General features: G+C 69.8%; 17 protein-coding genes. 7 read left to right on the top strand and 10 right to left on the bottom strand.

Annotation, left to right across the window (positions count from 1 at the left end; translation table 11 throughout):
- Positions 1–38: 38 nt before the first annotated feature.
- The 7 genes from VFH59_RS08410 to VFH59_RS08380 all read right to left on the bottom strand — a co-directional run bounded on the left by VFH59_RS08410 (position 39) and on the right by VFH59_RS08380 (position 7237).
- A complete protein-coding gene (locus tag VFH59_RS08410; protein WP_325164437.1) occupies positions 39–1292 on the bottom strand; it encodes a cysteine desulfurase in 1254 nt (417 codons plus the stop codon).
- Positions 1293–1424: 132 nt separating this feature from the next.
- Positions 1425–2726 (bottom strand): Fe-S cluster assembly protein SufD, encoded by a 1302-nt coding sequence (gene sufD / locus VFH59_RS08405; RefSeq protein WP_325164436.1) that lies wholly within the window; start codon positions 2724–2726, stop codon positions 1425–1427.
- The gene (gene sufC / locus VFH59_RS08400; RefSeq protein ID WP_325164435.1) at positions 2723–3490 is read right to left on the bottom strand and encodes a Fe-S cluster assembly ATPase SufC; all 768 of its coding nucleotides are present in this window, start codon (positions 3488–3490) and stop codon (positions 2723–2725) included. Before sufC ends, sufD begins: the two co-directional genes overlap by 4 nt.
- Positions 3491–3500: 10 nt before the next feature.
- Positions 3501–3920, bottom strand: coding sequence for an ACT domain-containing protein (locus VFH59_RS08395; RefSeq protein ID WP_325164434.1), 420 nt, complete (start codon positions 3918–3920; stop codon positions 3501–3503).
- A complete protein-coding gene (gene sufB / locus VFH59_RS08390; RefSeq protein ID WP_325164475.1) occupies positions 3917–5353 on the bottom strand; it encodes a Fe-S cluster assembly protein SufB in 1437 nt (478 codons plus the stop codon). Before sufB ends, VFH59_RS08395 begins: the two co-directional genes overlap by 4 nt.
- 38 nt (positions 5354–5391) lie before the next feature.
- Entirely contained in the window at positions 5392–5847 is a 456-nt protein-coding gene (locus tag VFH59_RS08385) for an SUF system Fe-S cluster assembly regulator (RefSeq protein WP_325164433.1), read from the bottom strand.
- A 115-nt stretch (positions 5848–5962) separates the two neighbouring features.
- A complete protein-coding gene (locus VFH59_RS08380; protein ID WP_325164432.1) occupies positions 5963–7237 on the bottom strand; it encodes a nucleotide sugar dehydrogenase in 1275 nt (424 codons plus the stop codon).
- A 130-nt stretch (positions 7238–7367) separates the two neighbouring features.
- On the opposite strand from VFH59_RS08380, the gene VFH59_RS08375 reads away from it, so the two are divergent.
- From VFH59_RS08375 to VFH59_RS08360, 4 genes are all read left to right on the top strand, one after another.
- Positions 7368–7874 (top strand): hypothetical protein, encoded by a 507-nt coding sequence (locus tag VFH59_RS08375; RefSeq protein WP_325164431.1) that lies wholly within the window; start codon positions 7368–7370, stop codon positions 7872–7874.
- A 65-nt stretch (positions 7875–7939) separates the two neighbouring features.
- The gene (locus VFH59_RS08370) at positions 7940–8236 is read left to right on the top strand and encodes a hypothetical protein (RefSeq protein ID WP_325164430.1); all 297 of its coding nucleotides are present in this window, start codon (positions 7940–7942) and stop codon (positions 8234–8236) included.
- A 7-nt stretch (positions 8237–8243) separates the two neighbouring features.
- Positions 8244–8792 (top strand): sugar O-acetyltransferase, encoded by a 549-nt coding sequence (locus tag VFH59_RS08365; RefSeq protein WP_325164429.1) that lies wholly within the window; start codon positions 8244–8246, stop codon positions 8790–8792.
- A 76-nt stretch (positions 8793–8868) separates the two neighbouring features.
- Positions 8869–9531: a glutathione S-transferase family protein gene (locus tag VFH59_RS08360; protein WP_325164428.1), complete on the top strand. Its 663-nt coding sequence runs from the start codon at positions 8869–8871 to the stop codon at positions 9529–9531.
- 30 nt (positions 9532–9561) lie between these two features.
- Here the strand turns inward: VFH59_RS08360 and VFH59_RS08355 are convergent, their stop codons facing one another.
- Both VFH59_RS08355 and VFH59_RS08350 read right to left on the bottom strand, forming a co-directional pair.
- Positions 9562–9741 carry a hypothetical protein gene (locus VFH59_RS08355; RefSeq protein ID WP_325164427.1) on the bottom strand — a complete coding sequence of 60 codons (180 nt, stop codon included), beginning with the start codon at positions 9739–9741 and terminating at the stop codon, positions 9562–9564.
- 94 nt (positions 9742–9835) lie between these two features.
- Positions 9836–10876 (bottom strand): alpha/beta hydrolase, encoded by a 1041-nt coding sequence (locus VFH59_RS08350; RefSeq protein WP_325164426.1) that lies wholly within the window; start codon positions 10874–10876, stop codon positions 9836–9838.
- Positions 10877–11059: 183 nt separating this feature from the next.
- On the opposite strand from VFH59_RS08350, the gene ligD reads away from it, so the two are divergent.
- From ligD to VFH59_RS08335, 3 genes are all read left to right on the top strand, one after another.
- A complete protein-coding gene (gene ligD, locus VFH59_RS08345) occupies positions 11060–13615 on the top strand; it encodes a DNA ligase D (protein WP_325164425.1) in 2556 nt (851 codons plus the stop codon).
- A gap of 253 nt (positions 13616–13868) precedes the next feature.
- Positions 13869–15014: a hypothetical protein gene (locus VFH59_RS08340; RefSeq protein WP_325164424.1), complete on the top strand. Its 1146-nt coding sequence runs from the start codon at positions 13869–13871 to the stop codon at positions 15012–15014.
- A 120-nt stretch (positions 15015–15134) separates the two neighbouring features.
- The gene (locus VFH59_RS08335; protein WP_325164423.1) at positions 15135–16022 is read left to right on the top strand and encodes an SAM-dependent methyltransferase; all 888 of its coding nucleotides are present in this window, start codon (positions 15135–15137) and stop codon (positions 16020–16022) included.
- Positions 16023–16059: 37 nt separating this feature from the next.
- Here VFH59_RS08335 and VFH59_RS08330 read toward each other — a convergent pair whose 3' ends face one another.
- Positions 16060–17838, bottom strand: coding sequence for a GGDEF domain-containing protein (locus VFH59_RS08330; protein ID WP_325164422.1), 1779 nt, complete (start codon positions 17836–17838; stop codon positions 16060–16062).
- Positions 17839–17845 lie beyond the last annotated feature (7 nt).

The following is a 17845-nucleotide window of genomic DNA, read 5'->3' as shown; positions in this document are numbered from 1 at the left end:
GTGAGCCCACCGCCGATCACGCCGACGATGGGCCCGGCCTACATCAGCAGCTTGCGCACCTTCTGCAGCGCCGCGACGAACACGTCGACCTCGTCCATGGTGTTGTAGAAGGCCAGCGAGGCGCGCAGCGTGGCCGGCACGCCATAGTGCTGCATCAGCGGATGGGCGCAGTGGTGACCGGAGCGCACGGCCACCCCTTCCAGGTCCAGCAGCGTGGCCAGATCGGTCGACTGCGTCCCCTCGACCAGGAACGAGATCACCGGCTCCTTCTCCGCCGCCTCCCCGAACAGCCGCAGCCCCGGTACCTCGCGCAGGCGCGCGGTGGCGTAGGCAAGCAGCTCCTGCTCCCAGGCGTGGATCGCACCCAGGTCCAGCGAGTGGTAGTAGTCCACCGCCGCGCCCAGGCCGACGAAGCCGGCGATGTTGGGCGTACCGGCCTCGAACTTGTGCGGCGGATCGGCGAAGGTGGTGCCATCCACGCGCACCTGCCGGATCATGTCGCCGCCGCCGAAGAACGGCGGCATCGCATCCAGGTGCGCACGGCGCGCCCAGAGTGCGCCGGTGCCGGTCGGGCCGAGCATCTTGTGCCCGGTGAAGGCGTAGAAGTCGCAGCCCAGCGCCTGCACGTCGACCGGACGGTGCGGCACCGCCTGCGAACCGTCGACCAGCAGCGGGATGCCGCGGCGCGCACACTCGCGGGCGATCTCGCGCACCGGGTTCACGGTGCCGAGTACGTTCGACACGTGCGCCACGCAGGCCAGCTTCACCTCGGGGGTCAGCATCGCGACGTAGCGCTCCACGTCCAGCTGGCCGCGTTCGTCGATCGGGGCGAACTTCACCGTGGCGCCACTGCGCCCGGCCACCAGCTGCCACGGCACGATGTTGGCGTGATGCTCCATCAGCGTGGTGAGGATGGCGTCGCCGGGCTGCAGCTGCGGCAGCGCGTAGCTGTAGGCGACCAGGTTGATCGCCTGGGTCGTGCCGGAGGTGAGCACCAGCTCGTTGCGCGAGGGCGCATTGATGAAGCGGGCCAGCTTGTCGCGCGCGCCCTCGTAGGCGAGGGTCGCCTCCTCGCCCAGCTGGTGCACGGCGCGGGAGACGTTGGCGTTGTGCAGGCGGTAGTGCGCATCGACCGCTTCGATCACGGCCGCGGGCTTCTGGCTGGTATTGGCGTTGTCCAGGTAGACCAGCGGCTTGCCATGCACGCTGCGGGCGAGCAGCGGGAAGTCGGCGCGGATCCGCTCGAGGTCGAGGGCAGGCGCCGGATGTGCGTGGGCGGCGGTAGCGGACATCGGTGGCTCGTTTTGTGAAGGGATCACGAGGTTTTAGCCTGCCGGATGTGAAGAAAAGTTCGGTTTGCCCGCGAGGGGATCATGCCCGGCCCCGCCCGCGACGCGGTCCGCTGCCCGGCGGGGAAGGCAGAGTCACGCGGGAAGCCGGGACAGCAGCAGCTGGTCGATATGCTCGCGCAGCGCCTGGTGCGGCAGCGACTCGAACGGGGCGCGGGCGAACGCGGAGGTCAGCAACGTGCGCGCCTGCGCGCCGGGAATGCCGCGCGAGCGCAGGTAGAAGAGCGCACGCTCGTCGAGCTGGCCGACCGTGGCGCCGTGCGCGGCCTTCACCTCGTCGGCGTAGATCTCCAGCTCCGGCTTGGTGTCGATCTCGGCCTGTGGCGAGAGCAGCAGGTTCTTGTTGTTGAGCGAGGCGTCGGCCCCATCGGCACCGGCGTTCACCACGATCGCGCCACGGAACACGCCACGCCCGCGGCCGCTGGCCACGCCGCGCCAGGTCGAGGACGACACGGTGTCGCGCGCGCGGTGGTGGATCGCCAGCTGGGTGTCCACGTGCTGGCGGCCGTCGGGCAGGAAGGCGCCATGCGTGTGGAAGGCGGCCGCATCACCGACCAGCTCCGCCCACAGGTCATGCCGGGCCAATGCACCACCGAGCTCCAGCACGTGCAGGTGCGCCCGGGTGCGCGTGTCCAGCCGGTAGTGGCTGCGCCGGACCAGGCTGCTGGCGCCCGCCTGTTGCAGCACCACGTGGTGCAGGACCGCATCGGCGCGCAGGGTGAGTTCGGCAAGCTGGGTTCCCAGGTGCGCTTGCCCGCCGGCATCCAGGTGCTGCTCGACCAGCGTGATCTCGGCGCCCTCGCCCACCTCGACGAGGTTGCGCACGTGCCAGGCCAGGTCGTGATCGGCTGCGGCGCCGACGAACACCAGGCGCAACGGCGTGGCGATCCTGGCCCGGTCGGCAACGCGCAGCACCGCACCGTCGGCGGCAAAAGCACCATTGATCCGCGCGAACGCGTCGCCCGGCTCGCGGTAATGCCGCGACAAGGCGAAGCGCAACGTTTCCGGATCCTCGGTCAGCGCACGCGACAGCGGTAGCAGGCTCACCCCTTCCGGCAGGGCATCGAGTGCTGAAAGATCCGCCCGGAACGCGCCGTTGACGAACACCAGCGTGGGTCCGTCGACGCCGGGAAGCGCCAGGGCGGCCCGATCGACCGGACGCCCGGCCGCCTGCCCATCGCCGGCAACGAAACTGCGCTGCGCCAGCGCGCGCAGCGCGGTGTACTTCCATGCCTCCACCCGCGTGTCCGGCAGGCCGGCGGCGACAAAAGCGTCGAGGTTCTCGCGGCGCGCCTGGTCCAGCCAGGCGATGCCGCTGGCCGGCAGCGGCGCGTCGGCCAGGGCGGCGACGAACGGCGGGCGGGCCGGCTGGTTCATGCCGAAGCCCCGGCCGGTTCGCCGTGCTCGGCGACCCAGGCGTAGCCGTGTTCTTCCAGCTTCAGCGCCAGGCTGCGATCGCCGCTCTCGACGATGCGCCCGCCGGCCAGCACGTGCACGAAATCCGGCACGATGTAGTCGAGCAGCCGCTGGTAGTGCGTCACCACGATGAACGAGCGCTCCGGCGAGCGCAGCGCCTTGACGCCCTCGGCCACCTGCTTGAGCGCGTCGATGTCCAGGCCCGAATCGGTCTCGTCCAGGATCGCGAGCTTCGGCTCCAGCAGCGCCATCTGGAAGATCTCGTTGCGCTTCTTCTCGCCACCGGAGAAGCCCTCGTTCACCGCCCGGTTCAGCAGATCCGGCGAGAGCTGCATGATCTTGAGCTTCTCGCGCACCAGCTTGAGGAACTGCATGGAGTCGAGCTCCGCCTCGCCGCGCGCCCTGCGCTGCGCGTTGAAGGCCGCGCGCAGGAAATAGGTGTTGTTCACGCCCGGAATCTCGACCGGGTACTGGAAGGCGAGGAACACGCCGGCAGCGGCGCGCTCCTCGGGCTCGAGCTCGAACAGGTTGCGACCTTCGAACAGCACCGAGCCTTCGGTCACCTCGTAGCCTTCGCGGCCGGACAGCACGTTACCCAGCGTGGACTTGCCGGCGCCGTTGGGGCCCATGATGGCGTGCACCTCGCCCGGCTTCACCTCGAGCGAGAGGCCTTTCAAGATGTCCTTGCCCTCGACGCGGGCGTGCAGGTTGTCAATCTTCAGCATGGTCTTTCCATCAGGCGGAGAGGTGCGCGAGCGCGTCGAGCGCGTCCTCGCGACGGTCCCAGGGCACGAACACGTGGTCGTGCAGGAACGCGGAAACCGGGTTGCAGGAGATGCCGCGCGCGGCGAGCGCGGCGGAGACGGCGGCCATCATGCCGACCGCGTCGAGACTGGATTCGACGCCGAGCGTGATCTGCGCCCACAGCAGGCGGTCGGCGACCACTTCGGCGCCTTCCAGGTCGTGGTCGACGATCAGCGTGACGCCCTCGTCCTCGCGGAACATCATCAGCGCTTCATGCAGGCGCGCGGCGGCCTTCTCGTGCGAAACGAACAGGAACCGCCGCGGCATCGGATGCAGGCGCGGGTTCAGTCCCGCCAGCAAGGCCTGCAGGTCGGTGCCGCCGGGGTGCGTGCTGGTCGCGGCCGTGGTCATCCGACCGCCCCTTCCAGCGAGACCTCCAGCAGCTTCTTCGCCTCGACCGCGAACTCCATCGGCAGCTCGCGGAAGACCTGCTTGCAGAACCCGTCGACGATCATCGACACGGCGTCTTCCTCGCCGATGCCGCGGCTGCGGCAGTAGAACAGCTGGTCGTCGGAGATCTTCGAGGTGGTCGCCTCGTGCTCGACGATCGCGCTGGGGTTCTTCACTTCCATGTACGGGAAGGTGTGCGCGCCGCACTTCTTGCCGATCAGCAGGGAGTCGCACTGGGTGTAGTTGCGCGCGCGCTCGGCGCCCTTCTCCACCTTGACCAGGCCGCGGTAGCTGTTGGAACTGCGCCCGGCGGAGATGCCCTTGGAGACGATCTTGGACTTGGTGTCCTTGCCCAGGTGGATCATCTTGGTGCCGGTGTCGGCCTGCTGGAAATGGTGGGTCAACGCCACCGAGTAAAACTCGCCGACCGAACGGTCGCCACGCAGCACCACGGACGGGTACTTCCAGGTCACCGCCGAGCCGGTCTCCACCTGCGTCCAGCTGATCTTGCTGTCGGCGCCGCGGCAGTCGCCGCGCTTGGTCACGAAGTTGTAGATGCCGCCGACGCCGTTCTCGTCGCCGGGGTACCAGTTCTGCACGGTCGAATACTTGATGTCCGCGCCCTCGAGCGCGACCAGCTCGACCACCGCCGCGTGCAGCTGGTTCTCGTCGCGCCGCGGCGCGGTGCAGCCTTCCAGGTAGGAGACCTGCGCGCGGTCCTCGCAGACGATCAGCGTGCGCTCGAACTGGCCGGTGTTCTGTGCATTGATGCGGAAATAGGTGGACAGCTCCATCGGGCAGCGCACGCCCGCGGGCACGAACACGAAGCTGCCGTCGGAGAACACCGCCGAGTTGAGCGCGGCAAAGTAGTTGTCGCCCTGCGGGACGACACTGCCGAGGTACTTCTGCACCAGTTCGGGATGCTCGCGGATCGCCTCGCTCATCGAGCAGAAGATCACGCCGGCCTCGGCCAGTTTCTTGCGGAAGGTCGTGCCGACCGAGACCGAGTCGAACACCGCGTCCACCGCCACGCCGGCCAGCGCGGCGCGTTCGTGCAGCGGCACGCCCAGCTTCTCGTAGGTTTCCAGCAGCTTCGGATCGACTTCGTCCAGCGACTTGGGACCGGCCTTGGGGGCGGAGTAGTAGCTCAGCGCCTGGTAATCGATCGGATCGATCTTCAGCTTGGCCCAGTCGGGCTGCGGCATGGTCTGCCAGTGGCGGAAGGCGGCCAGGCGCCACTCGGTCATCCACTCCGGCTCGCGCTTGATCGCCGAGAGCTGGCGGATGATGTCCTCGTTGAGCCCTGGCGGCAGGCTCTCGCTCTCGATCTCGGTGACGAAGCCGGCCGCGTAGTTGCGGCCCAGGGCTTCGGCGACCTCGGCGTTGTCGCGCAAGGCGGTGTTGTCGGTGCGGGTTTCGATAGATTCAGCGGTCACGCGTGGGTCCTGCCCTTCAGTTCGCTCAGCGCCACGGTGGCCACCGCCGGGCGCGGCGGTTGCAGCATGTCGGCCAGGCTGACCGCGCGCAGCGCGTTGTCCAGCACGCTGCTGATGCGCCGCCAGCTGCCGCGCACGCCGCATTGCGACTCGCGGCCACACTGCCCTTCGACGCTGCATTCGGTCATGCCGATCGGCCCTTCCATCGCCTCGACGATCTGCGCCAGGCTGATCTCGCGCGCCGGTCGCGCCAGCCGGTAGCCGCCGTTGACGCCGCGGAACGATTCGACCAGGCCGGCATGGCCCAGCGACTTCAGCAGCTTGCTCACGGTCGGCCCTTCCAGCCGCGTCTCGTCGGCGATCTGCGCCGTGCTGAGCACGTCGTGCGGATGGGCGGCAATGCAGGTCATCACCACCGTGGCGTAATCGGTGAGGCGACTGACGCGAAGCAAGGGGAAAGCCTCGTCGAATCCAGACCAAAATGGTACGGATTAGACGATTCAAGGTCAACCGGACTGAACCGGTCCTTTCGCCGCGGCGGAACGGCCCGGGTGCGGGGTCGGCGGCTTACAACCGGCCGTCGACAGCTTGCTGCGGCAGCACCGACTTGACGTCGTAGATCACCGCCCCCGGCTTGCCCAGCGCGCGGATGCGTTCGGCGCCAAGCTCCTGGAACTGCCGGTGCGCCACCGCCACGATGATCGCGTCGTAGCCCTCGCCCGGCTGTTCCACCAGCCGCACGCGGTAGGCCCGCTCGGCTTCGGCCGCGTCCACCCAGGGGTCGTACACGTCCACCTGGGCGGCGGAGGATTCCAGCTCGCGCACGATGTCGATCACCCGCGTGTTGCGCAGGTCCGGGCAGTTCTCCTTGAAGGCGAAGCCCAGCACCAGCACGCGCGCATCGACGATGTGCAGGCGCCGCTCGCTCATCAGGCGGATCACCCGGTCGGCCACGTAGCTGCCCATGCGGCTGTTGATGCGCCGCGCGGCCAGGATCAGCTCGGGGTGGTAACCGGTGATCTCGGCCTTGTGGGTCAGGTAGTACGGGTCCACGCCGATGCAGTGACCGCCGACCAGGCCCGGCCGGAACGGCAGGAAGTTCCATTTGGTGCCCGCGGCGGCGAGCACTTCCTCGGTATCGATGCCCAGCCGGTGGAAGATCAGCGCCAGCTCGTTGACCAGGGCGATGTTGACGTCGCGCTGCACGTTCTCGATCACCTTGGCCGACTCGGCCACGCGAATCGATGAGGTCTTGTGCGTGCCCGCGCGGATGATCGTGCGGTAAAGCGCGTCCACCCGCTCGGCCGCGGCCGGCGTCGAGCCGGAGGTGAGCTTGACGATGTCGGTCACCCGCCGCGCGTGATCGCCCGGGTTGATCCGCTCCGGGCTGTAGCCGCAGAAGAAGTCGTTATTGAAGGCCAGGCCCGATCCCTCGGCCAGCAGCGGCACGCAGACTTCCTCGGTGGTGCCCGGGTACACGGTCGACTCGAACACCACCAGGTCGCCGCGCTTCAGCAGCGGGCCGAGCATGCGGCAGGCCGCCTCCAGGGGCTTGAGGTCCGGCCGCTGCGCCTCGTCGATGGGCGTGGGCACGGTGACGATGTACACGTTGCACGGCGCGAGGTCCGCGGCGCGCCCGGTGAACGACAGGCGCGTGGCGGCGCGCAACTGGTCGGGCGAGGTCTCCAGCGTGTGGTCGTTGCCGTCGCGCAGTTCCGCCACGCGCGCGGCGTCGATGTCGTAGCCGAGCGTGTCGAAGCGCCGCCCGAACTCCACCGCCAGCGGCAGGCCGACGTATCCCAGTCCGATGATGCCGATGTGCGCGGGGGCGTTGGGGTCCATGGTTCCTGGCAGGTCGACCTGAAATGCGCTGAGCGTACAGGATGCCGGCAGCCTGAGTCCCCGCCCCGGCGAGGCGACAACGGGCCTGCGTTCGCCCATCCTCGACGCCTGCCACCCGAGCATGCGCCGCATGGACGAAGCCCGCCTTCCCGCCCTTCCCTGGCCCGGATTCTCGCCGGAGCGTGCGTTCGTGCTGCCGCTGCCGGCCGCGCGGATGGCCACGCCCTTCGGGGATGCCTGCGAATTCGACGGAGTGCGGCTTCGACGCAAGGCCGAATTCCACGCCACCGTGCTGAGCCAGGAGATGTCCCGCGCCGCGGCCGCCGGACTGGGCGTGGCAAGGCTGCGAGCGCTGTACGAATCGCTGTCCTGGAGGCCGCGGCGCAGCGGCCGCTATGCCCTGCTGCACAAGGCCGGCTCCGGTGATGCCGGCACACCCGACAGCTGGTCGCTGATCGAGTACCTGGACCTGCCCGCGATGCACGCCTTCCGCGACGAACTTGCCGGCCAGCTGGGCCAGGCCTTCGCCGACCCCGTGCCGCACGTGACCCACTACGTGCGCGGCGAGCCCAACGGCATTGGCGTGCCGCACAGGCGCGCACTCGCCGCGTTGCTGGTGCGCGAGGTGGCGCCCTGACCGTCACCCGGCCCGCACAGCCGGGGCGCCACACTGGGGTGGTCTCCCCCAGCGAGGTCAGTCTCATGCAAGAACCGATCGAACCGGGCTTCATGGTGTTCGTCGCCGACGGCGAACTGGGCGTGGGCGCCGTGCGCGAAGTCCATGCCGACAGCAGGGAACTGGTCGTCAACATCGAGAACGGCGGCGACTTCACGCTGCCGGCTGACGCCATCCGCGAAGTGCACGAAGGCAAGGTGATCCTGGACGTCGACCACCTGCCGCAGGCCGTGCGCCAGGCCCTGAAACACCCGCACGCCGCCGAGTACCCGGACTCGGTGTACGCCGCGAGCGATCCGAAGGAAGGCGCGCTGAAGGACTGACCGGCGCGTGCGCAGCGAAAGGCAGAAGATGCTGGCAGGCGAGCTCTATGACGCCAGCGCACCGGAGCTGCAGGCGGAACTGGCCGCCAACCACCGCTGGCTGGCCCGCTACAACGCCGCGCTGGCCGATGGCCCCGTGCGCTGGCACGCCCTGCTCAGGGAACGCCTCGCCACGGTGGGCGACGGGGCGGTGATCCGCCCGCCTTTCCACTGCGACTACGGCTTCAACATCCACCTGGGGGCCGGCGCCTTCCTGAACTTCCATTGCGTCATCCTGGACGTGGTCGACGTGCGGATCGGCGAGCGCACGCAGATCGGCCCGGGCGTGCAGATCCTTGCCGCCGACCACCCGCGTGACCCGGCCAGGCGCGCGACCGGCCTGGAGTTCGGCCGGCCGGTGCGGATCGGCAGCAACGTCTGGATCGGTGCCGGCGCGCTGATCCTGCCCGGGGTCAGCGTGGGAGACGACGCGCTGGTTGGCGCGGGCAGCGTGGTCACCCGTGACGTACCCGAAGGCGCCACCGTGGTCGGCAACCCGGCACGCGTGCGCGACTGACGCATCGGGTGCAACGCCCGCGTGTCGAATCCCGCGGCGGCGGTTCGTCGTGGAGGCAGACCACCTGGAGCCCACCATGCCCGCGAGCCTGCCCCGCCTCTACGCCCACCCGTTTTCTTCCTACTCGCAGAAGGTGCTCGTCGCCCTCTACGAGAACGGCACCGCATTCGAATACCGCTCGCTGGAACAGCCCGAGGCGAACGAGGAACTGGCGGCACTGTGGCCGATGCGGCGCTTTCCGCTGCTGGTCGACCATGGCCGGACGATCCTGGAAGCCAGCTGCATCGTCGAACACCTCCAGCTGCACCATCCCGGACCGGTGCGGCTGATTCCCGCGGACGCCGGAGCGGCGCTGGAGGTGCGCATGCTCGACCGCGTGTTCGACAACTACGTATCCACGCCGGTGCAGAAGGTGGTGTTCGACAGCCTGCGTCCGGAAAGCGTCCGCGACGCCTACGGCGTGACCGAGGCCAGGTCCATGCTGGAGACGGCCTACGCCTGGCTGGACCGGCACATGGCCGGTCGCGAGTGGGCCGCCGGCGACGGTTTCAGCCTGGCCGACTGCGCCGCGGCACCCTTCCTGTTCTACGCCGACTGGACGCATCCGATCGACCGCGCGTTCGCCAACGTGCTCGCCTACCGCGCGCGCCTGCTGGCCCGCCCGTCGGTCGCACGCGCGGTGGACGAAGGCCGCCCCTATCGCGCCTACTTCCCGCTCGGCGCACCCGATCGGGACTGACCGACGGAACGGCCCGGCTGTCTCGCGGGGCTAGCCGCGCTTGTTGTCCCGGTCGCCGTCGTGGCGGCGGACCAGGCCCTGCCCGCTGCCCTGCTCGTGGTAGCCCTGCCTGGAGGCCGCCTGGGGCTGGCGACGGTTCTCGATGTCCTTGGCGTCGTTTTTCAGGCCTTCCTTGTGCTGTGCGTTCAATTTCTGGTGGTCGGGGCGCATGGGTTCTCCTGTCGCAGACCGGATGGTCGTGGCGTGGCCGGACGGGAATCCGGTGGGTCCCGCAGGCCACGCCGACAGGCTAGGAAAGTGCGCGTTAGCGGCGGCGCATCGGCACGTGATCCGGCTTCGACGCCACTGACGCACCCCGCCCCATGAACCGGTCCACCGCCTGCAGGAACGCCGCCGGTTCCTCCTGGTAGGGGAAGTGCGCGCTGTCGGGGAAAACCACCAGCGTCGCATCCGCCAGGCGATTGGCCAGCGCGCGCTGCGGCGCGACGCCCACCGCCCGGTCGTGCGCGCCTACCAGGACCAGCGTGGGCATGCGCAGCCGCTCCGGATGGGTGACCGAATAGCAGATGAAGCCCGAGCCCGGGGCCATCAACGCCGCGCCGATCTCGCCCGTGTTGCGCAAACCGCTCTGCGCGTCCAGCCGCTCCTGCTCCGCCTTCGCGGCCGGCTCGTGGAACTGCTGGCGATCGTGGAACACGCGCCCCCGCGGCAGGGTGGCCGTGCCGGCGCCGACGAAGGCCATGCGGGCGCGTGCCAGCGCACAGGTGTCGCCGGGCGGCACGGCACGCAAGGCCTTGCCGGCGGCCGAGCGCTCGGCCGCCGCGTACGCCGCGGGGAACTGCGTGGCCAGCGTGTGCACCCAGCTTTCCATCGCGCCCGGCAGGTCCACCGCGGCATCGATCAGGATCAAACGTGCCACGTGCTCCGGATGCGTCTGCGCGTATTCCACCGCCAGGGTGCCTCCAAAGCTGTGCCCGGCGACCACCATCCGCCGGACTCCCAGCCGCCGGCGCAGACCCTCGATGTCCTCGACCAGGGTGGGCAGTGCATAGTCGCCGCGCCAGGGCCGCTCGCTTTCGCCGCTGCCGCGTTCGTCCAGGTAGACCATCGGGTAACGCGCATCCAGCGCCTGCCCCGCCGTCATGCGGAAGCTGTAGGAGTTGTAGCCCGGCCCGCCGTGCAGGAACAGCACCGGCACGTCGGTCCGCCCGATCGGCCGCGAGGTCCAGTAGGCCAGGCGTACGCCGTTGATCACGGCATCGTGCCGGGCCTCGCCGGCCTGTGCGCGCAGCGGCACGACGGACAGGCCGAGGAAGAAGGCGAGGGCAACGAGCAGCGAACGCATGGCGGATCCACCTGGATGAAGGGAGCGGCACTCTGTCCCGCTCCGCGTCCGGCCAGAAGTGCCGTTGGTCGTGCCCGCCGGACAGCGGCGGCCCCTCGCGCACCCCGGCCGGCGTCGGCCATTCCACCCGGGGTTCACGATCCCGGTGCCACAACAAGCCGGTAGCCTTCGCGGAGCCACCGGTTGAGCCTCAGGGAATACGATCGCAAGCGACGCTTCGACACCACGCCCGAACCACGTTCGGAGGGCTCGGCGGCGCAGGGCGGGCGACCCATCTTCGTGGTGCAACTGCATCACGCCAGTCGCCGGCACTACGACTTCCGGCTGCAGGTGGGCGATACGCTGAAGTCCTGGGCCTGCCCCAAGGGGCCGAGCTACGACCCGGAGGTCAAGCGCCTGGCTGTGGAGGTGGAAGACCACCCGATTTCCTACGCCACGTTCCAGGGCGACATTCCGGCCGGCGCCTACGGCGGTGGCCACGTCGACACCTTCGACACCGGTGTGTGGTCCACTCCGTACGATCCGGAGGCGCAGCTGGAGAAAGGCCACCTGCGCTTCGAGCTGTTCGGCACCCGGCTCAAGGGCAGCTGGCACCTGGTGCGCAGCGGCAAGCCGGCCAGGCAGCCGCAGTGGTTCCTGATGCACGACAAGGACGCCTACGCCGGCGACGTGGAGGCGGACGACCTGCTCGACGAGCGCATGATCGCCAGCACCCGCGCCGCCGCCGGCCGCTCCGGCGGCGCGAAGGAGGTCGCCGCGACGCTGGACACGCGCAAGCGCAAGCAGGTGCCGGCCGCCGGCCACCGCGCCAGCAAGGCCGGCAAACTGGCCGCCGCGGCGCAGGGCGCGAGGAAGGCCAGGCCCAGCGGTGAGTTCTTCAAGCCGGAGCTGGCGATCCTGCGCGAGAACCCGCCCGCCGGCGAGCAGTGGCTGCACGAGGTGAAGTGGGACGGCTACCGCATTCTCGCCACCGTGGCCGATGGCCGGGTCGAGCTGTGGTCGCGCAACGGGCTGACGTGGTCGGACAAGATCCCCGACATCCGCCAGGCGATCGAATCGCTCGGTATCGGGTCGGCACGCCTGGACGGTGAGCTGATCGCCCTGAGCGCAGACGGCCAGGCGGATTTCAATGCCCTGCAGAAAACCCTCTCGGGCGAGGCCAACGCGCCACTGGCCTACATGCTGTTCGACCTGCCGTACCTGGAGGGCTACGACCTCTCCAACACGCCGTTGCACGTGCGCAAGGCGATCCTCGAGGTATTGCTGGAGGATGCGCCGGCGCACCTTTCCTACAGCAGCCACGTGGTGGGCAACGGCGACCAGGTGTTCACCATGGCCAGCGCGCAGAAGCTCGAGGGCATCCTCAGCAAGCGCGTGGACTCTCCCTACCGCGCCGGCCGTGGCGACGACTGGCTGAAGATCAAGCGCGTGGAGTCCGACGAATTCGCGGTAGTCGGCTACACCGCGCCCAAGGGCGGGCGCAAGGGCTTCGGCGCACTGCTGCTCGCCAGGCCGGCACCGGACGGCGGCTGGCACTTCATGGGCCAGGTCGGCAGCGGTTTCAGCCATCGGCAACTGCTCGACCTGAGCCGCACGCTGGCCACCGGCGGGAGCAGCAAGCCGACCGTGCGCAACCCCGAGGACGCGGGGCGCGGTGTCACCTGGATCGAGCCCACCGCGGTGGCGGAGGTGAACTACCGCGGCATCGGCAACCAGGGCCTGCTGCGCCAGCCGAGCCTGAAGGCCATGCGCCCGGACAAGAGCCCGGCCGACCTGCGCGACAGCGACCGCGCCGCGCCCACAGCCACCGCCGCCAGGCGCAGGCCCTCCACGCGCAAATCCGCGGCCGCCGGGTCCACGGGCATCACCCTCACCCACCCCGAACGCGTGGTCTATCCGGCCGACGGCTACACCAAGCAGGACGTGGCCGATTACTACCGCGCGGTGATGGACTGGTTCCTGCCCGGCGTGATCAACCGGCCGACCTCGATCATCCGTTTCCCCGAGGGGATCGACAAACCCTCGTTCTTCCAGAAACACATTCCCTCCGGCGGCCTGAAGTTCGTCGGCAGCGTGAAGTTGAAGGAAGAGACGGGCGCGTCGGCGGTCTACCTCTACCCGCAATCCGCCGATTCGGTGATGGAGCTGGTGCAGTACGGCACGCTGGAATTCCACCCCTGGGGCGCCAGGGTCGACACGCCGGACCTCGCCGACCGGGTGGTGTTCGACCTGGACCCCGGGCCCGACGTGGCATGGTCACGCGTGGTCGCCGCCGCGCGGCTGGTGCGCAAGCTGCTCGCGGACCTCGATCTCCAGTCGTTCCTGCGCACCACCGGCGGCAAGGGGCTGCACGTGGTGGTACCGCTCGATCCGCCGTCGGACTGGGGTACGGTCAAGCAGTTCGCGCAGGGCTTCGCCGGTGCACTGGCGGGCATCCATCCGCTGGAGTTCGTGGCGGTCAGCACCAAGTCGATACGCAACCGGAAGATCTTCGTCGACTACCTGCGCAACGGGCGCGGCGCCACGGCGGTGGCGTCCTATTCATTGCGCGGGCGGCCAGGCGCGCCGGTGGCGGTGCCGCTGCGCTGGGAGGAACTGGGCAGGATCAAGAGCGGCGCGCAGTTCGACATCCGCAGCGTGCCGGCGCGGCTGAAACGGTTGCGCAAGGATCCGTGGGCGGGCATCGACGAGGTCCGGCAGAGCCTGGAGAACGTGATCGGGAAGCTGGGCGGGGAGTGAATCTTCTGCCTGACGAGGCGCGTGGGAGCCGGAGAGCACGCATCCGACATCGCTGCGGGTCCCGGCGAGCCCCGGCCCCTCACACCCCGATCCTCTCTCGACGGGGAGAGGGAGCTGAAGGCTGTGGGCCCTTGCCCGCATGCGGCACAGCGGGCGAGGGGCGGTTCTTGCGGTGCGTCCCATCCCGGCAAGCCGGTCGCGGCACCCGCCGGGCTTCACGCCCCCTTCGGGGGGCCGGGACAAGGCTTGCGCCATGCCCGCCCCGGACACCCTCGCCGCGATCGAACTCATGGCGCAGTTCGCGCGTCGCACGGGCCTTGCGGCCGACATGGCGCCGGTGCGCTACCTGTGGACCGACGCCTTCGCGGTCGGCAATTTCCTCGGCCTGGCGCGGGACGGCGCGGGGCCCGGATTCGACGCGCTCGCGCAGCGCCTCATCCACCAGGTGCACGCGGTGCTGGGCCATTTCCGCGCCGACGACAGTCGCCGCGGCTGGCTCGCCGGCCGCTGCGGACAGGCCAGCGATGACCACCCGACCCGCGCCGGCCTGCGCATCGGCAAGCCGCTGCCCGAGCGCCGTCCGGACGAACCCGTCGACGAGCGCCTGGAGTGGGAGCGCGACGGCCAGTACTTCCACTACCTGACCCGTTGGATGCAGGCCCTCGACCTGGCCGCCCGGTGCCGCCGCGAACCTCAAGCAAGCCGCTGGGCATGCGAGCTGGCGGACACCGCCCATCGCGCCTTTACCCACGCAGCGGTGCACGGCCATCGGCGCCTGTACTGGAAGATGAGCACCGACCTCTCGCGTCCGCTGGTCGCGTCGATGGGCCAGCACGATGCGCTCGACGGGCTGGTCACCACCCTGGTCCTGCGCGCCACCGCAGCCTCGCTGCAGGCGCCGGCGCCGCCCCTCAACGAGGCCGTTGCGGACTACACCGCCATGCTGGAAGCCAGCCCGCTGGCCACCGGCGACCCGCTTGGCCTGGGCGGCCTGCTGATGGACGCATTGCGCCTGGAACGGCTCGTGCGCGCGGGCGCGGAGCACTGCCGGGCGTTGCTCGGCCACATCCTCGAAAGCGCGGCGGCCAGCCTGCCCCACTGCCAGTTGCCGCTCTACGCACCCGCCGACGCGCGCCTGGGATTCAGGGAACTGGGCCTGGCCATCGGCCTGGCGGCGATCGAGCGCCTGGCCACCGACGACCGGCGCCTGCGACCGGCGGTCGACGCCCTGCGCGCGCAGGTGCCGCTGCGCGCGGCGATCAACCGGTTCTGGCTGGAACCGGCCAACCGCGCCGCGTTCTCCTGGACCGCACATCGGGACATCAACGAGGTCATGCTGGCGACGAGCCTCGCGCCGGACGGATGGCTGTCCAGCCAGGCGTCCGCCGATCCCCTGTAGGAGCTCATCCGAACGCGACCGCCATGTCCGGTGTCGCCCGGAGCGGCATCCCGGTCGCGCGCAGGTGCACTCCTACGGACGGCTGGCCGTCGGGAATGGCCGGCCGGGCGCCGATTCGCTATGGTCGCGCTCCCGCACGCGCCCCCACCAAGGAAATCGCCCTCCGTGTCGCACTACCCCGGTCCACTGCTCACCCGCCCGGTCGCCGACTCGCTGGCTGCCGCGCGCGAAGCCGGCAGCGGCGCATGGCACGGGTCGCTGGACCTGGACCGCTCGCGCGCCGACGTGGCACTGCTCGCGGATGCATGGCGATGGCAGGACCGGTCCTACCCGTACCCGGCCCGGCTCAAGGACCGCACCGTCTACTACTGGGACGGCGAGGCATTCGCACCGGTGTCGCGCTTCTCCGGCTCGCTGATCAAGCTGGTGCCGACCGGGTGGGGGGCGCCGACCTTCGAGATCGACGGCATCAAGATGCTGCCCACCGCCAAGGACTCGCCGGTCGAGGACGCGCGGCGCAAGGTGGCCCTCATCGAGCCGCGCGGCAAGGTGGTGCTCGACACCTGCGGCGGGCTGGGCTACTTCGCCGGCTGCTGCCTGGAGGCCGGTGTGGTGCGCATCCACTCGTTCGAGAAGAACCCCGACGTGTTGTGGCTGCGCACCCTCAACCCGTGGTCGCCCGACCCCGACGCCGCAGCGACCGGTGGCCGTCTGCAACTGACCCACGCCGACGTGACCGCGGCGATCCGGCAGGTGGCCGACGCCTCGGTCGATGCCCTGCTGCACGACCCGCCGCGCTTCGGCATCGCCGGCGAACTGTATGCGCAGGCGTTCTACGATCAGCTCGCCCGCGTGCTGCGCCGGGGTGGCCGCCTGTTCCACTACACCGGCAGCCCGAACAAGCTCACCAGCGGCCGCGACGTGCCGCGCGAAGTCGCGCGTCGACTGGAGAACGCCGGCTTCAACACCCGACTGGCGCTGGATGGGGTGCTGGCGACGCGCCGGTAGGCGCCACGTCCCGCGCCAGACCGGACGAAGGCCCCAGTCAGCGGGCCTGGACCAGGGCGCTCGCCATCTCGACATCGCCCATGACGCAATCGCGCCCCGCGCGCTTGGCGCGATAGAGCGCCGCATCGGCTTCCCTGCAAAGCCGCTGCACGCCGTAGCCGGAGGTGGCGGTGGATGCCAGGCCGACGCTGGCCGACACCGCGACATCGCCCCCCTCCTCCCCGTCGGGCGCCTCGGCGATGGCCAGGCGGATGCGGTTGGCGATGTCCATCCCCTGCTCGCGGGAGCACTCGTGCAGCAGAATGCCGAACTCCTCGCCCCCGAGCCGGCCGAACACGTCGGCCGGCCGCAACTGTCGCTGGCAGGCGGCGACCGTGCGCTTGAGCACCATGTCGCCCACCGCATGGCCGTGGGTGTCGTTGATCGACTTGAAGTGGTCCAGGTCGAGCACGACCAGGCAGGCATGGCCGACACGCTTGTCCAGCAGCTGCAGGTTGCGCTCGGCTTCCCTGATGAAGTGCTGGTGGTTGAGGATGCCGGTGAGACTGTCACGCTGGGCCAGCTTCTTGAAGCGCAGTTGGGAGCGCTTGAGCCGCAAGAGCCAGAAGACGATCGAGGCGAGCACCACCAGCAGCAGCAGGTTGTACAGACGGCCTGTCTCGGCGGCCTTGGTGGCCAGGGCCTGCTGCAGCCTGAGGATGTTGTTCTGCCTGCTGAGCGCTTCGGTCTCCAGCTTCCGGGTCAGGAGGTGCTGCTGCACCACCTGGTAGGCATGCGCCCGCGCACCGACGTCGTTCAGGTTGAGTCGGTCCTGGGCGACGGCATGCTCGTAGTAGTCCAGCGCCGCGGCGGTGTCGCCTTTCTTCCTGGCGATCCGATAGAGCAGCTCGTAGGCCTCCTGCAGCCACGTGTTGGCGTCGCCCGGTGAACTCATCGCCACCACGGCCAGCGCTGCCTTGCGGGCCTGGTCATCCTCGCCCAGCTTCTCGTAGGTCAGCGCCAGTTCCGACTGCGCGCCGCGAAGGTGGCTGAAGTAGCGACTGGCCCGGATGCTCGGACCGATCCGCATAAGCAAGGCCAGGGCCTCGCGCGGGTGGCCCTCGTTGCGATAGAGGCGCACCTTGACCAGTCGCATGGTGTTGGCCAGCACCGGCTGGCCGGCGGCCAGGCAGGTGTCGATCGCCCGCGTCAGCTCGGGGCTGGCGCTGTGCAGTCGCCCGGCCTGGTCGAGCGCAGCGGCCTGCATGTTGCGCGGACTGCACAGCGTCTCGCCCGGCGGAAGCCGCTGCTCCATCATGCGGGCGTAGCGGAGCGCGAGATCCTGCTCGCCGGCCAGGTTCATCGCCTGCGACAGATTGGCCAGCACGATGAAACGGGCCAGCCTGTCGGTGATCCCGGGAAGTTCACTGGCCAACCGGTTGGCCAGCGCGAAGGCCTCCTCGTAGCGACTGTTGATCGCCAGGTTGCTCATCAGCAGCGCGGATGCCTTGGCGGCCAGGGCGCGGTCGCCGGAGTGGGCGATGACATCCCGGAGCACCGGCTCGGCCTGGGCGTAGTCGCCCCGGTAAGCCGTCTGCCACGCGTCGAGATAACGCAGCCGCCATTGCTCGGCGGGGGTCAGATGCGGAGCCTGGCGGTGGATCTGTTCGAGCATCCGTACGTAACGCGCGTTGTCGCGGGTGCGTACCTGCTCGGTCTGCTGGAGAAAGGCCGACGGGTCGCCGATCGGGGCATCGGCGTGGACGGCATGCGCGAGCGTGCACAGGAACAGGCCCGCCAGCGCGGGTCGCGCACTCTGGCACCACCACCTGGCCATGTCGATG

This window comes from Frateuria sp., assembly GCF_035695185.1.
Classification (GTDB): domain Bacteria; phylum Pseudomonadota; class Gammaproteobacteria; order Xanthomonadales; family Rhodanobacteraceae; genus Frateuria_A.
The sequence above is the reverse complement of the archived record's forward strand: the minus strand, read 5'-3'. Positions and strand labels throughout refer to the sequence as shown.